At 54.5% G+C, this 13,906-nt stretch carries 14 protein-coding genes, 2 tRNA genes and 1 rRNA gene; 4 read left to right on the forward strand and 13 right to left on the reverse strand.

The annotated features are described in order from the left end of the window. Positions 1-34: 34 nt before the first annotated feature. From ACLIKD_RS14850 to tyrS, 4 genes are all read right to left on the reverse strand, one after another. Positions 35-110, reverse strand: a tRNA-Ala gene (locus ACLIKD_RS14850). 12 nt (positions 111-122) lie between these two features. Next, positions 123-199: transfer RNA gene (locus ACLIKD_RS14855), tRNA-Ile, on the reverse strand. Positions 200-263: 64 nt separating this feature from the next. Continuing rightward, positions 264-1,801 (reverse strand): 16S ribosomal RNA (locus tag ACLIKD_RS14860). A 388-nt stretch (positions 1,802-2,189) separates the two neighbouring features. Continuing rightward, positions 2,190-3,389 (reverse strand): tyrosine--tRNA ligase, encoded by a 1,200-nt coding sequence (gene tyrS / locus ACLIKD_RS14865; protein WP_428825671.1) that lies wholly within the window; start codon positions 3,387-3,389, stop codon positions 2,190-2,192. A gap of 184 nt (positions 3,390-3,573) precedes the next feature. Here tyrS and ACLIKD_RS14870 point away from each other — a divergent pair, with 184 nt between their 5' ends. Further along, on the forward strand, positions 3,574-4,782 hold the full coding sequence (locus ACLIKD_RS14870; RefSeq protein WP_428825672.1) for a M23 family metallopeptidase: 1,209 nt from the start codon (positions 3,574-3,576) through the stop codon (positions 4,780-4,782). Between the two features lie 69 nt (positions 4,783-4,851). Here the strand turns inward: ACLIKD_RS14870 and erpA are convergent, their stop codons facing one another. From erpA to rplM, 5 genes are all read right to left on the reverse strand, one after another. Continuing rightward, positions 4,852-5,202 (reverse strand): iron-sulfur cluster insertion protein ErpA, encoded by a 351-nt coding sequence (erpA, locus tag ACLIKD_RS14875; RefSeq protein WP_226417018.1) that lies wholly within the window; start codon positions 5,200-5,202, stop codon positions 4,852-4,854. Positions 5,203-5,265: 63 nt separating this feature from the next. Next, a complete protein-coding gene (locus ACLIKD_RS14880; RefSeq protein WP_226417019.1) occupies positions 5,266-5,667 on the reverse strand; it encodes a bactofilin family protein in 402 nt (133 codons plus the stop codon). Positions 5,668-5,675: 8 nt separating this feature from the next. Then, positions 5,676-6,410: a DUF6776 family protein gene (locus ACLIKD_RS14885; RefSeq protein ID WP_428825673.1), complete on the reverse strand. Its 735-nt coding sequence runs from the start codon at positions 6,408-6,410 to the stop codon at positions 5,676-5,678. 215 nt (positions 6,411-6,625) lie between these two features. Continuing rightward, positions 6,626-7,018, reverse strand: a complete 393-nt coding sequence (gene rpsI, locus ACLIKD_RS14890) for a 30S ribosomal protein S9 (protein WP_226417021.1) — start codon at positions 7,016-7,018, stop codon at positions 6,626-6,628. A 9-nt stretch (positions 7,019-7,027) separates the two neighbouring features. Beyond that, complete coding sequence (rplM, locus tag ACLIKD_RS14895; RefSeq protein WP_226417022.1) at positions 7,028-7,456, reverse strand: 50S ribosomal protein L13; 429 nt, start codon at positions 7,454-7,456, stop codon at positions 7,028-7,030. A gap of 502 nt (positions 7,457-7,958) precedes the next feature. Here rplM and ACLIKD_RS14900 point away from each other — a divergent pair. Beyond that, positions 7,959-8,387: an OsmC family protein gene (locus ACLIKD_RS14900; protein WP_428825674.1), complete on the forward strand. Its 429-nt coding sequence runs from the start codon at positions 7,959-7,961 to the stop codon at positions 8,385-8,387. Positions 8,388-8,399: 12 nt separating this feature from the next. On the opposite strand, the gene coq7 is transcribed toward ACLIKD_RS14900, so the two are convergent. From coq7 to ACLIKD_RS14915, 3 genes are read right to left on the reverse strand one after another with little or no spacing between them, the layout of a single operon-like run. Beyond that, positions 8,400-9,023, reverse strand: a complete 624-nt coding sequence (coq7, locus tag ACLIKD_RS14905) for a 2-polyprenyl-3-methyl-6-methoxy-1,4-benzoquinone monooxygenase (protein WP_428825675.1) — start codon at positions 9,021-9,023, stop codon at positions 8,400-8,402. A gap of 5 nt (positions 9,024-9,028) precedes the next feature. After that, positions 9,029-9,547 (reverse strand): CNP1-like family protein, encoded by a 519-nt coding sequence (locus tag ACLIKD_RS14910; RefSeq protein WP_428825676.1) that lies wholly within the window; start codon positions 9,545-9,547, stop codon positions 9,029-9,031. Positions 9,548-9,551: 4 nt separating this feature from the next. Then, positions 9,552-10,097 carry an RNA pyrophosphohydrolase gene (locus tag ACLIKD_RS14915; RefSeq protein WP_428825677.1) on the reverse strand — a complete coding sequence of 182 codons (546 nt, stop codon included), beginning with the start codon at positions 10,095-10,097 and terminating at the stop codon, positions 9,552-9,554. A 111-nt stretch (positions 10,098-10,208) separates the two neighbouring features. Here ACLIKD_RS14915 and ACLIKD_RS14920 point away from each other — a divergent pair, with 111 nt between their 5' ends. Together ACLIKD_RS14920 and ACLIKD_RS14925 are read left to right on the forward strand one after the other, a co-directional pair. Then, a complete protein-coding gene (locus ACLIKD_RS14920; protein ID WP_428825678.1) occupies positions 10,209-11,939 on the forward strand; it encodes a proline--tRNA ligase in 1,731 nt (576 codons plus the stop codon). Then, positions 11,927-12,538, forward strand: coding sequence for a lytic transglycosylase domain-containing protein (locus ACLIKD_RS14925; RefSeq protein ID WP_428825679.1), 612 nt, complete (start codon positions 11,927-11,929; stop codon positions 12,536-12,538). Before ACLIKD_RS14920 ends, ACLIKD_RS14925 begins: the two co-directional genes overlap by 13 nt. Here ACLIKD_RS14925 and ffh read toward each other — a convergent pair whose 3' ends face one another. Continuing rightward, entirely contained in the window at positions 12,539-13,897 is a 1,359-nt protein-coding gene (gene ffh, locus ACLIKD_RS14930) for a signal recognition particle protein (RefSeq protein WP_428825680.1), read from the reverse strand. Between the last annotated feature and the right edge of the window lie 9 nt (positions 13,898-13,906).

Below are 13,906 nucleotides of genomic sequence, written 5' to 3' on the forward strand. Positions count from 1 at the left end.
CTAAAGATAAACAACCCTGTTTATCTTTAGTTTCTGGTGGAGGATAACGGGATCGAACCGTTGACCCCCTGCTTGCAAAGCAGGTGCTCTCCCAGCTGAGCTAATCCCCCGTTTTAAGACGTTGGTGGGTCTGGTTGGAATCGAACCAACGACCCCCGCCTTATCAAGACGGTGCTCTAACCGACTGAGCTACAGACCCTCGTCTGTTTGCGCTACGTTTGAACAATCGATAGGTTGTGGGTGCCACTGATGCTTTTCTCTAGAAAGGAGGTGATCCAGCCGCAGGTTCCCCTACGGCTACCTTGTTACGACTTCACCCCAGTCACGAACCCCGCCGTGGTAAGCGCCCTCCTTGCGGTTAGGCTACCTACTTCTGGCGGAACCCGCTCCCATGGTGTGACGGGCGGTGTGTACAAGACCCGGGAACGTATTCACCGTGACATGCTGATCCACGATTACTAGCGATTCCGACTTCATGCAGGCGAGTTGCAGCCTGCAATCCGGACTACGATCGGCTTTCTGGGATTGGCTCCCCCTCGCGGGTTGGCGACCCTTTGTACCGACCATTGTATGACGTGTGAAGCCCTACCCATAAGGGCCATGAGGACTTGACGTCATCCCCACCTTCCTCCGGTTTGTCACCGGCAGTCTCGCTAAAGTGCCCAACTAAATGATGGCAATTAACGACAAGGGTTGCGCTCGTTGCGGGACTTAACCCAACATCTCACGACACGAGCTGACGACAGCCATGCAGCACCTGTGTTCAGGTTCCCTTTCGGGCACATCTCAATCTCTCAAGACTTCCTGACATGTCAAGGGTAGGTAAGGTTTTTCGCGTTGCATCGAATTAATCCACATCATCCACCGCTTGTGCGGGTCCCCGTCAATTCCTTTGAGTTTTAACCTTGCGGCCGTACTCCCCAGGCGGTCAACTTCACGCGTTAGCTCCGGTACTAAAAGGTTTTACCCTCCCAACACCTAGTTGACATCGTTTAGGGCGTGGACTACCAGGGTATCTAATCCTGTTTGCTACCCACGCTTTCGTGCATGAGCGTCAGTATCGACCCAGGGGGCTGCCTTCGCCATTGGTGTTCCTCCACATCTCTACGCATTTCACTGCTACACGTGGAATTCCACCCCCCTCTGCCGTACTCTAGCCTTGCAGTCACAAGCGCAGTTCCCAGGTTGAGCCCGGGGATTTCACGCCTGTCTTACAAAACCGCCTGCGCACGCTTTACGCCCAGTAATTCCGATTAACGCTCGCACCCTACGTATTACCGCGGCTGCTGGCACGTAGTTAGCCGGTGCTTCTTATTCCGGTACCGTCATCCACACCAGGTATTAACCAATGCGATTTCTTCCCGGCCGAAAGAGCTTTACAACCCGAAGGCCTTCTTCACTCACGCGGCATGGCTGGATCAGGCTTTCGCCCATTGTCCAAAATTCCCCACTGCTGCCTCCCGTAGGAGTCTGGACCGTGTCTCAGTTCCAGTGTGGCGGATCATCCTCTCAGACCCGCTACAGATCGTCGCCTTGGTGAGCTTTTACCCCACCAACTAGCTAATCTGATATCGGCCGCTCTAACAGCGCAAGGCCCGAAGGTCCCCTGCTTTCCTCCTCAGAGAATATGCGGTATTAGCGTAACTTTCGCTACGTTATCCCCCACTGAAAGGTACGTTCCGATACATTACTCACCCGTTCGCCACTCGCCACCAGGATTGCTCCCGTGCTGCCGTTCGACTTGCATGTGTAAGGCATGCCGCCAGCGTTCAATCTGAGCCAGGATCAAACTCTTCAGTTCAATCCAACTAATTACTCACAATTCACTGACGGTAGAATTTGACTTCTACCTCGATGGATCTCTCCATCCGTGTGATTGCCTTTAATACTTTTTGCGACTTGCGTCGCTTTCGCATCAAGGCACCCACACCTATCGATTGTCCAAATTGTTAAAGATCACTTCCTGCACTGCGCCGTCGCTTTCGCTTCGTCTGCAGCAGAGAGGCCGAATTATGAACCTCTTCTCTACTCCCGTCAAGCTTTTCAGCTCAACTTCTTCTTTCTACTTCCTCTTCCCCAACCGCCGAAAACACCCGCCGCTGCAGAAGAGCTGCGCATTATATAGATCTAAATTCGAAGGTCAACTCAATCAACCAAATTACTTTGTACAAAGCCTCCCGGCACACCAATTAGGCAAGAGTTACTTTGGCAAACTTTCGCTTTCCAACTTGTAAAATCAGAGTATCACCAACACTAACGATCATCCCCTTATCGGAAACTTTGTCACCATTCGCACGGACCGCTCCCTGGTCAATCATGCGCAAAGCTTCGGAAGTGCTGGCGGTCAACCCCGCTTGCTTGAGCACCTGAATCACCGGTAGCCCTCCAGACTCACACTGCAAAGTGAGCTCCGGCATGTCATCGGGGAGCACGCCCTGACGGAATCGCGCCTCAAACTCCTGCAACGCATCCTCTGCCGCTTGACGAGAATGAAAACGCTCAACGAGTTCCAGCCCCAAGAGCACTTTCACATCTCGCGGATTCCGCCCTCCGGCAATCTCCTCCCTGAAGCGGAGGATTTCAGCGCTCTCTCGAAAGGAAAGCAGCTCAAAGTAGCGCCACATCAAGCTATCGGACACAGACATGATCTTGCCGAATATTTCACGCGGCGCCTCATTGATCCCAATGTAGTTACCCAAGGATTTCGACATTTTGTTTACGCCATCCAAGCCCTCAAGCAAAGGCATGGTTAGAACACACTGAGGCGATTGACCATAATGCTTCTGCAACTCGCGACCAACGAGAAGATTGAACTTCTGATCGGTACCACCAAGCTCCACATCCGCGCGCATGGCGACCGAGTCATAGCCTTGACATAGCGGGTAGAGGAATTCGTGGATGGCAATGGGCAAACCACCAGCGTAACGCTTGGCAAAATCGTCACGCTCCAGCATCCGCGCAACGGTATGCTGGGCAGCCAACTTGATCATACCCGCAGCGCCAAGGCTGTCGAACCAGGCTGAGTTGAAGCAGATTTCGGTCTTTTCCGGATCAAGAATCTTGAACACCTGCTCCTTGTAGGTCTTGGCGTTTTCAATAATCTGCTCGCGCGACAGCGGGGGGCGCGTCACGTTCTTCCCGGTTGGATCACCAATCAACCCGGTGAAGTCACCAATCAGGAACATTACGTGGTGCCCCAATTCCTGAAAGTGACGCAGTTTGTTGATTAACACCGTGTGCCCGAGATGCAGGTCAGGAGCCGTTGGATCGAACCCCGCCTTGACCCGCAACGGCCGCCCCGCCTTCAGGCGCTCAATCAGCTCCGATTCCACCAGCAACTCATCACAACCTCGCTTGATGAGTTGCAAACCATGTTCAATATTTACCATCACCAACTCCGGACACCGCAAATTTTGGCCGAGACATATCTGCTAGACTGCTTCGATTTTCACGCACCAAATCATTTATTCGATGAAAAATAGCCGTATTTTAGCGCACCCGCGCCCCCTAGCCTCACGCCTGCACCGACACAGATGGCCTCTGGCCCTAACTGGCGCCATATCGGCCCTGGCAATGGCAGCAGCGATAGCGGTTGCCCCCGACACCGAACATATCGCAACAACCCGCGTCGTCGAACAATTACAACTGGTAGCCAGTAAGGAACAACCCAGCAGCGACCCAGGCTATCTGATCGAAGAACGAGTACAGCGTGGCGACACGGTAAGCAGCCTATTGGCCCGCCTGAACATCCTGGATACCGAGACAAGCACCTTTGTACTCACCAACCCGGAAGCACGAATTATTGGAGAACAACTAGCTCCAGGTAAAATCGTTGGCGCTATCGCAGGGGCCAACGGCGAGTTGATCAAACTCCATTTCCCCCTGAATGACCGAGAAAGCGCCTTAGTAATTGAAAATCGCGATGGCAAGCTAGTTGCCAAGCAGGTTGCCGAGCGTTTCGAAAAGATCATTGTCAGCAAGGCCGGTGAAATTTCCAGCTCACTCTTCGCCGCTTCTGATGCAGCAAACATCCCTGATGCAATAGCCATTCAACTGGCAGAACTTTTTGGGAGTGACGTTGACTTCCACCGAGACCTGCGCAAAGGCGATCGTTTTTCGATCACCTATGAAATGGACTACCTGAGAGGCCAAGCGACACGCAGCGGCAAAATCCTGAGTGCAGAATTCATCAACAGCGGAAAAACCTACCGGGCGGTTTGGTTCGAACAATCGGGCAAGGGTAACTATTACACCCCAGAAGGCAAGCCGCTAAAAAAGGCTTTCCTTCGCTCACCACTCGAATTTTCCCGAATAACCTCCGGTTTCAGCATGCGGTTTCACCCCACCCTCAAAGAATGGCGCGCCCACCAAGGGGTTGATTACGACGCACCGCAAGGTACCAAGGTTAGAGCGACAGCGGACGCCATCGTTGATTTCGCCGGTTTTCAGAAAGGTTACGGAAATATCGTCATCCTGAAACACGCGAGAAGCCACTCCACCGCCTACGGCCACTTACAGAGCATTGAACACACTGTACGCAAAGGCGCACGGATCAACCAAGGCGACACCATAGGACGCGTCGGACAAACCGGCTGGGCAACCGGGCCGCATCTACATTACGAATTTCGCGTCAATGACCGACCAGTCAACCCTCTGTCCGCTAACCTACCCGTTAGCCCCCCTCTTGAGCCAAGCCAACTTGGACGCTTCAGAGTAGAGACCGCCACCCTGCTTGGACAACTCGATATGCTGGGGCAGAGCAAAATCGCATACGTCGAATAACCCGTTTCAAACCGAAATAAACATGCAAAAAGGGCGGCCTAGGCCGCCCTTTTTGCACACTAAAACGACTCAGGCTGCGAAAGAGGATCCGCAACCACAGGTGGAAGTTGCATTCGGGTTACGAATGACGAACTGAGAACCCTCGAGACCTTCCGAATAATCAATCTCGGCGCCAACCAAATACTGATAGCTCATCGGATCGATAAGCAGCGTGACGCCATTTTTTTCGAGAGTGGTGTCGTCTTCATTCACCTCCTCGTCGAACGTGAAGCCATATTGAAAACCAGAGCAGCCGCCGCCCGTAACAAAAACACGGAGCTTGAGGCCCGGATTACCCTCTTCCTCGATGAGTTCCTTGACCTTGGTCGCTGCACTATCGGTAAAGAGAAGGGGAGAGGTCATTTCGGTAACTGCATTCATGAGAAAGCTCCTGAGAAAATTCGTGCGAGATTATGCGAGTCCGTGCCATCGCGGTCAATCATCTTAGTTTGAAGCAGCAAGCTTTAGTTCCACCGATTTTTCATCATGATGGACAAGCCGCCCCTCAATAACCGCCCCTTGGTGCATTTCAATTAGCGCATAGTCGACGTCGCCAACAATGCGTGCCTTCGACTGCATCTCAAGCGACTCAGTGACGGTAGCAGGTCCGACCACAGTCCCATTCGTGACCAGATGAGCCACACGTACAGCGCCCTCGACACGGGCGTGTTCACTCAAGACCAATGTAGATGCCGAGGCCCCCTCGACAGCCTCCACACTCCCAACCACTTCACCATCAATGCGCAACCCGCCGGTAAAATAAATACTGCCCTCAACTCGAGTCCCAGCCCCGATCAAACTATCAATTCGTCCTTGAGGTTTGTTTTCAGATTTTTTGCCAAACATGGATCCCCCTAAAGTTGAGCCGACCGCTTTAACTTGAGTGTATCACCCTGCAGCAGACGCGCCTCAACCCCCTGAAGGAGAGCCCCTGCAGGCAACTGAAAAACACTCTCGCGGCGGAGAAAGTGTTTGAGCGCAAGCTGAGAGTCACCAGCCGAATCACCCTTTTCCGGCAGCAACAGTTGCTGCTCCTTCCCCCCCAGCGAAAACCGCACCGCTAATTGCAGGCGCCCCCGGAACTCTGGGCTCTGCCTGCTCGGCTGAAAGGCCAGCAACAATCGATAGCGATAACGCCCATCCTCTTCCTGGATAACACGAAAATTTTCGACGCGAACAACAGCCTCTTCTCCAACAACAGGAATCAGGCGCTCAAACAATCGAATATCTTCTTTCAGCGCACCATTTTCCTGCTCCAGCCACTGAAGCCGAGTTAACAATTTCTGCTGGGCCGCACGTTCGATACTGACAGCATTTAGCCCGGTTCCCGCCGATGCCCGCAGCAAATCCAATTCCCCTCGTTGCCTCAAAAGTTGCTCGCGAAGACTTTCCACCTCGCGCCCCATCTCTCCGGCCTCATTTCGCTGCAACACCAACCAGGCCACCGTCCCAAGCAGTAAAACCATTAACAACACGGGTAACGCAAGCCACTGCCACGGCATATGGCTACGCACAACGACGCGTGGCGCCGAAATCCCGAAACGGCGTCGAATTTTTTTCAATTTCAAAGAAACAGCAGGAGTTGGCATACGCCCGTCAGGCCCCTCAAGCGAAAAATCTGGATAAATGGAGTCATTACCGCGAGGACAGAAGGCATTCCCTTGGGAGGCCAGACAAAAGACAGAGCCTTGCCAACAACACGCTTTTTAATCACGCTGCCTCGTTCAAACGAAAGCGCATGATAGCGCGCACTCCAAAAACAAAAAAGCCGCCCAAGGGCGGCTTTCTATACGCTCGAAGCGTATTAACGCTTGGAGAACTGCTTGCGGCGACGTGCCTTGTGGAAACCAACTTTTTTACGCTCCACTTCACGAGCATCGCGCGTCACGAAACCCGCTTTGGAGAGCGCCGGCTTCAATGCTGCATCGTACTCGATCAGAGCACGGGTGATGCCATGACGAACGGCACCAGCCTGACCAGATTCACCACCGCCGATAACATTTACCTTGATATCGAAACCAGAGAGCTGAGCCACCAACTCAAGCGGTTGACGGACGATCATACGACCAGTTTCACGGGAGAAGAACTGGTCGATTGGCTTGCCATTGACAACAATCGCACCGGAACCGCGCTTCATGAAAACACGGGCGATGGCGCTCTTGCGACGACCAGTACCGTAGAAATAACTTTCAGCCATGATGACCCCTTAAATTTCCAGAGCCTTCGGCTGCTGGGCGGTGTGAGGATGCTGTTCGCCAGCGTAACACTTCAGCTTCTTGAGCATCGCGTAACCCAGCGGCCCCTTCGGCAGCATGCCCTTGACGGCGGTCTCCAGGGCACGGCCCGGGAAACGCTGCTGCATCTTCTTGAAGTTGGTTTCGTAGATACCGCCCGGATAACCGGAGTGGCGGAAGTACTTCTTATCTTCGGCCTTGTTACCGGTAACGGTGATCTTTTCGACATTGGTTACGACGATGAAATCGCCGGTATCAACGTGCGGGGTATAGATAGCCTTGTGCTTGCCACGGAGTCGACGAGCAATTTCGGTAGCGAGGCGGCCGAGCACCTTGTCTGTGGCGTCTACCACAAACCACTCGCGCTTCACCTCATGTGGCTTGGCGGAAAACGTTTTCATGTGTGTGCCGTCCTGAAAAATTTGGGCGCAGATTGGAGAAAGGCGCGGATTCTAGTTGAAACTCGTTACCAGTGTCAATGGTTTTTAGCCACACACCTTATTAACAAGTAAAAAAAACGCGGCCCAGTGAGCCGCGTTAAATCCACACCAAAGGAGGAGGGTGGAGGAGACAAACCTGAACAGCAGAACCGGTTACTACCAAGTCACTACCGTTCGTATGGTTCATATTTTCCACGAACGGCCAACCTCCGGCAAGAACTATTTGTGCAACGCACAATAAAATAATAAATTAATTAATAAATTAAATTTATTCACAACAAATATATGTTTATTAAAAATATTAAAAACATACAAGTAGAAAATAACGTATCGATCAACCAAATTTTGTCACATGCATAGCCCCATTTTTTTTGGCAAAAATGCTGCGATGCAACACCAACCCTGCAAAGGCTCCATATGGCGGGATATCCGCTAAAATCGATGATCTTTCAAGGAGAATTGAATGGAATGCACAATCAGATGGATGGGAAATGATGCGGGAATGTCATTTGTCGCCGAAACCGGCAGCGGCCATGCAGTCGTGATGGATGGCGCGCCGGAGGCTGGCGGCAGAAACCTCGGGTTACGCCCCATGGAAATGGTTCTGGCGGGAACCGGCGGTTGCACAGCCTTCGATGTCGTATTGATATTAAAAAAAGGTCGCCATGCGGTGAGTAGCTGCAATGTCAGCCTGAAGGCCGAGCGCGCTGACACCGACCCCAAAATCTTTACCCATATTCACTTTCACTACACAGTGAAGGGCAAGCAGCTCAAACCGGAAGCGGTAGCACGCGCCATTGAGCTGTCGAAAGACAAATACTGTTCAGCCTCGATCATGATTGGCAAAACAGCCGAAATCACTCACGATTTCGAGATTATTGACGAAGCCTGAGCCGCGCAGGGGCTACAGGTGATAGGCGGTCAAGGTCATAACCTTGGCCACCATTTTCATGGCTGCCTTGATAGGCTGCGGAAGTTCAGCCGCCCCATAACAAATGGCTGTTTCGGCATGACGAATTTCGTCAAGGCGCATTTGTTCGACAATTGCCCGCGAACGCACATCTTCTTCGGGCAGATCAAGTAGATGCCCATCGAGATGAGCCTCAACCTGACGTTCGGTTTCGGCTAGAAATCCCAAATTCCACTTATCACCGAGCGCCCCCGCCACCAGCCCCATCGTCAAGGAGCCGGCATACCAGAGCGGATTAAGCAGGCTTTTGTGCCCCCCCAATTCCGCGATACGCTGCTCGGTCCAAGCCAAATGCTCGGTTTCCTCATCAGCCGCGCCACGCAAAGCCTCCTTCACCGCTACATCGCGCGAAGTAAGCGCCTGCCCTTGGTAAAGCGCCTGGGCACAAATCTCCCCGCAGTGATTAATGCGCATCAAACCAACGACATGACGCTTTTGTGCGACATCAAGTTCGACATCGGGCTGATTGCTACCAGGCACCGCGCGAACACTGCGAGCCGGCGCCAGAATTGTGCGCAATGCTCGATCAATCTCGATAATCGTTTGATCAACGGTCATTGCACTCACCACATTTTGTTATCAGGATGCTTGCCACTCCGCAAAGCCTCTTTGGCTTCTGTCGCGTCGCGGACGATCACGCCAACCGGGCAGAAATATTCAAGGAACAAGACTGCATGATGTCGATTGGCGTGGACATCCTTGATTCGCGACCATTCGCTGTTGCGCGATTTGGACCACGTCCCGTCACGACGGCCTGAAGCATAAATCCGGTTTTCTCGGGTCTCACAACGCATACCTTCAAAAGTGACATTCCGCGCCCCGCTCGGCGTCACGATCACCAGCACATAGCGCACGACACCGTCACTACCGACGCTTAACGTCGCCAGATCAATGAAGAACTTGTTGTCAGTGACCATACTGACGTAGAAGGACTGCAACCTCTCTTCAGCCGGACCAACTGGCAATGGCACGTCAATTTCCTGCCACTGCTTGGTTTCATAATCTTCCTCGGAATCGGCTTGCGCTCTTCCTTGAAGGAGGAACACAACGAGCAAAAGAGCAAACCAGCGTAGCAATGGCATTCGATTAGTCCTCATCCGGCAAAGCGGCATCGTCGACCGAAATCGCGACACCGGAACGCCGATTTTTTGCTCGCCGATCAAGATCGATAAAGCGCACCAACTCATTCAAAGCTTGCTCGTACACGCCACGCTTGAATTCAATGACCGCATCGAGCGGAACCCAGTAATCATTCCAGCGCCAGGCGTCGAACTCCGGCTTGTTTGTAGCCCGCAGGCTGACGTCGTTATCTCTCCCGACAAGGCGCAACAGAAACCAGATCTGCTTTTGCCCCTTGTAGGAGCCACGCCATTCCCGCTTGATCCAGTGTGTCGGCACTTCGTAACGCAACCAGCCCTTGGTTCGCCCGAGAATACGCACGTGCTCGGGCAACAGCCCGACCTCTTCGTGCAGCTCCCGATACATGGCTTCTTCGGGCGATTCGCCACGCTTGATGCCACCTTGCGGAAACTGCCAGGAATGCTCCCGTATGCGCTTACCCCAGAAAACCTCGTTCTTGGCGTTACAAAGAATAATGCCGACGTTCGGGCGATAGCCTTCGCGGTCGAGCATAAATATCCTGCAAAATTAAAAGTTACCGCAATTCTTTCACAAAGCCCCCCTGCGTGCAAAGCACAGCCTGCGTGTAAAATGCCCTTTTTGCAACGAATTCAAGAGCATCCCATGCGCACTTCGCAGTTCTTTTTCACCACACTCAAAGAAGCTCCGACCGACGCCGAAGTCATCAGTCAGAAAATGATGCTGCGCGCCGGTTATATCAAACGCGCCGCGGCTGGCATTTACACCTGGATGCCACTCGGACTGCGCGTCTTGCGCAAAGTAGAAAACATTGTCCGCGAGGAGATGAACAACGCCGGCGCCCTGGAATTGTTGATGCCCGCCGTTCAGCCCGCCGAACTATGGCAGGAATCCGGCCGCTGGGAGCAATACGGCCCAGAACTACTGCGGTTCAAGGACCGCCATCAGCGCGAATTCGTGATCGGCCCGACGCACGAAGAGGTCATTACCGATGTGGTACGGCGCGATGTGAAAAGTTATCGTCAACTGCCGATCCATCTGTACCAGATTCAAACCAAGTTCCGTGACGAGATCCGTCCCCGCTTTGGTGTCATGCGTGGCCGTGAATTCCTGATGAAGGACGGCTACTCGTTCCATGCATCGTTTGCCGACCTGCAGCGCGAATATCAAAACATGTACGAAACCTACAGCCGGATCTTCACCCGCCTAGGCCTGAAATTCCGTGCCGTAGCCGCCGACACCGGCTCGATCGGCGGCACCGGCTCGCATGAGTTTCATGTCCTGGCTGACTCGGGCGAGGACGATATCGCCTACTGCCCGGATTCCGACTACGCCGCCAACGTCGAACTGGCCGAGGCGCTCAGCCCGACAACCCCGCGCACGGCTGCCGCGATGACCATGGGAAAGATCGCCACACCGGGCAAGATGGCTTGCGCCGATGTCGCTGAATTCCTTGGTACGGGACTCGACAAGATCGTCAAGTCAATTGCCGTGGTCAGCGAGAAAGAGGATGGCAGCACGACCTTCGCTCTGCTGTTGCTGCGCGGCGATCACGAACTCAATGAAATCAAGGCAAGCAAGATTGCCGCGCTTTCACTGTTCCGATTCGCCACTGAAGCTGAAGTTATCGAGAGTCTCGGCTGCAAGCCTGGCTTTATCGGACCGGTTGCGGTCGACACCAAGAAAGTGGCTATTTTCGCTGACCGTTCCGTGGCGACGATGAGCGACTTCATCTGTGGTGCCAACGAGGCCGGCTTCCACCTGACCGGCGTCAATTTTGGCCGCGATTTGCCGGAACCTGAAGTGGCCGATATCCGTAACGTCGTCGCCGGCGACCCCTCGCCGGACGGCAAGGGCAAGCTGGATATCCTGCGCGGCATTGAAGTCGGCCATATCTTCCAGTTGCGCCAGAAATACGCCACAGCGTTGAACTGCGCCTACCTCGACGAAAACGGCAAGAGCCAGATCATGGAAATGGGCTGCTATGGCATTGGCGTCTCGCGCATTGTTGGCGCCGCCATCGAGCAGGGCAACGACGACAAAGGCATCATTCTCCCGGCCACCATCGCGCCTTTTGCGGTCTGCATCGTCCCCATGGGCTATCACAAGAGCGAGGCCGTCAAGGCTGCGGCCGACCAGCTGTACGGCGAACTCAGGGCTGCCGCTATCGATGTCGTGCTCGACGACCGTAACGAGCGGCCCGGTGTGATGTTTGCCGACATGGAGCTGATCGGCATTCCGCATCGTATCGTGATCGGCGAACGTGGCCTCAAGGAAGGTCAGTTCGAATACAAGGGCCGCCTCGAGGCCGAAGCCACGATGATTGCCCAAGCCGATGTCGTGGACATCCTCAAAGGAAAGCTGTGCGCCGCCTGATTGCGGCCCTCTGCCTGATCAGTGCGTCGGCAGCCTATGCCGGCGCACAAAAATATGAGCAGCTCTCGACCAGCGTTCAGGCCGCCCTGCACAAGGCCGTTTCCGACTCCCGCCCCTCGGTCAGCTCATTCAAGAGCTCGATTGAGGCGGCAGACTGGCTAGGCGAAATGTCGCGTCGGCTGGAAAAACGCATCCCGAACCGCGACTACCGGATCGATCTGTTACGCAGCGTTCATTACGAAGCAACCCGCGCCGGTCTTGATCCGCAACTGGTACTCGGGCTGATGCAAGTCGAATCCGGCTTCCGAAAGTATGCCGTGTCATCGGCCGGCGCCCGCGGCTACATGCAAGTCATGCCGTTCTGGGTCAAACTGATTGGCCAACCGGAAAACAGCCTGTTCGACCTGCGCACCAACCTGCGCTATGGCTGCACCATTCTGCGGCACTATCTCGACATCGAGAAAGGCGACCTCTACCGCGCCCTCGGGCGTTATAACGGCAGCCTGGGCAAGCCCGAATACCCGAACATGGTGCGTGCCGCATGGCTGAATCAGTGGGGTTACGAGAACCCGGCCCGGCTCGCCCAAGCCGGACGGTGATCAGCGCCCCATACCGGGCAACATACCTTTCATGCCACGCATCAACTTGCCGATGCCGCCCTTGGAAAACTGCTTCATCATCTTCTGAGTCTGCTCGAACTGATTGAGCAGACGATTGACATCCTGCACCTGAACGCCCGCCCCCATGGCAATGCGGCGCTTGCGGCTGGCCTTGATCAATTCCGGCTTGGCGCGTTCGGTTGGCGTCATCGAGTTGATGATACCTTCGACCCGACCAACCATCTTATTTTCGGCCCCGGCCGGCAGTTGTCCGGCCACTTGTGCGATCTGCGCCGGCATCTTGTCCATCAGCGCCGACAAACCACCCATGTTGCGCATCTGGGCCATCTGTTCCTTGAAGTCGTTGAGGTCAAAACCCTTGCCCGACTTGAGCTTCTTGGCAAAGGCAACAGCCTTTTCCTCATCCAGGCCCTTGCGGGCATCCTCGATCAGCGAAAGTACGTCGCCCATACCCAGAATACGGGATGCCATTCGCTCCGGATGGAAGGCCTCCAGCCCACTGAGCTTCTCGCCAACGCCAGAAAACTTGATCGGCTTGCCGGTGACGTGGCGCACGGACAGTGCTGCGCCGCCACGGGAATCACCGTCCAGCTTGGTCAGCACGACACCAGTCAGCGGCAAAGCCTCATTGAACGCCTTGGCAGTATTGACCGCATCCTGGCCAAGCATGGCATCGACCACGAAAAGCGTCTCTATCGGCTTGATCGCAGCGTGCAGGCGCTTGATTTCCGACATCATTTCTTCGTCGATGGCCAAACGACCGGCCGTATCAACCAGCAGGACGTCGTGATAATGCCGCTTGGCCCAATCTACCGCGGCCAGGGCGATAGCCTCCGGTTTCTCCCCGATGGTCGACGGGAAGAAATCGACACCGGCCTGCCCGGCGACCGACTTCAACTGTTCGATAGCAGCTGGTCGATAGACGTCACAGGAAACCACCAGCACCTTCTTTTTGTGGTTCTCCTTGAGGAACTTGCCCAACTTGCCAACGGTGGTCGTCTTGCCGGCCCCCTGCAAGCCGGCCATCAGCACGATGGCCGGTGGCTGGGTATTGAAGTTGATGCCTTCATGGGCATCGCCCATGATTTTGGTCAGCTCGGCATGGACCACACCGATCAGCGCCTGCCCGGGGCTGAGCGAGCCGATCACCGCCTCACCTACCGCCTTTTCCTTGACCGCGGCAATGAAGTCCTTGACCACCGGCAACGCGACGTCCGCCTCCAACAGCGCCATACGCACCTCGCGCAGCGCGTCGGTAATATTCGATTCGGTCAGGCGGGCTTCGCCCTTCAGCGTCTTCATGACGCGGGCAAGGCGTGTAGTCAGGTTATCGAGCATGTCAAATAG

The sequence above is a fragment of the Azonexus sp. IMCC34842 genome, from assembly GCF_050368855.1.
Classification (GTDB): domain Bacteria; phylum Pseudomonadota; class Gammaproteobacteria; order Burkholderiales; family Rhodocyclaceae; genus Azonexus; species Azonexus denitrificans_A.

What these genes read in the sequence shown, in the direction of transcription:
- tyrS (WP_428825671.1), bottom strand. Translation starts at nt 3,389, where the DNA reads ATGGTAAATATTGAACATGGTTTGCAACTCATCAAGCGAGGTTGTGAT.
- ACLIKD_RS14870 (WP_428825672.1), top strand. Translation starts at nt 3,574, where the DNA reads ATGGCAGCAGCGATAGCGGTTGCCCCCGACACCGAACATATCGCAACA.
- erpA (WP_226417018.1), bottom strand. Translation starts at nt 5,202, where the DNA reads ATGAATGCAGTTACCGAAATGACCTCTCCCCTTCTCTTTACCGATAGT.
- ACLIKD_RS14880 (WP_226417019.1), bottom strand. Translation starts at nt 5,667, where the DNA reads ATGTTTGGCAAAAAATCTGAAAACAAACCTCAAGGACGAATTGATAGT.
- ACLIKD_RS14885 (WP_428825673.1), bottom strand. Translation starts at nt 6,410, where the DNA reads ATGCCAACTCCTGCTGTTTCTTTGAAATTGAAAAAAATTCGACGCCGT.
- rpsI (WP_226417021.1), bottom strand. Translation starts at nt 7,018, where the DNA reads ATGGCTGAAAGTTATTTCTACGGTACTGGTCGTCGCAAGAGCGCCATC.
- rplM (WP_226417022.1), bottom strand. Translation starts at nt 7,456, where the DNA reads ATGAAAACGTTTTCCGCCAAGCCACATGAGGTGAAGCGCGAGTGGTTT.
- ACLIKD_RS14900 (WP_428825674.1), top strand. Translation starts at nt 7,959, where the DNA reads ATGGAATGCACAATCAGATGGATGGGAAATGATGCGGGAATGTCATTT.
- coq7 (WP_428825675.1), bottom strand. Translation starts at nt 9,023, where the DNA reads ATGACCGTTGATCAAACGATTATCGAGATTGATCGAGCATTGCGCACA.
- ACLIKD_RS14910 (WP_428825676.1), bottom strand. Translation starts at nt 9,547, where the DNA reads ATGCCATTGCTACGCTGGTTTGCTCTTTTGCTCGTTGTGTTCCTCCTT.
- ACLIKD_RS14915 (WP_428825677.1), bottom strand. Translation starts at nt 10,097, where the DNA reads ATGCTCGACCGCGAAGGCTATCGCCCGAACGTCGGCATTATTCTTTGT.
- ACLIKD_RS14920 (WP_428825678.1), top strand. Translation starts at nt 10,209, where the DNA reads ATGCGCACTTCGCAGTTCTTTTTCACCACACTCAAAGAAGCTCCGACC.
- ffh (WP_428825680.1), bottom strand. Translation starts at nt 13,897, where the DNA reads ATGCTCGATAACCTGACTACACGCCTTGCCCGCGTCATGAAGACGCTG.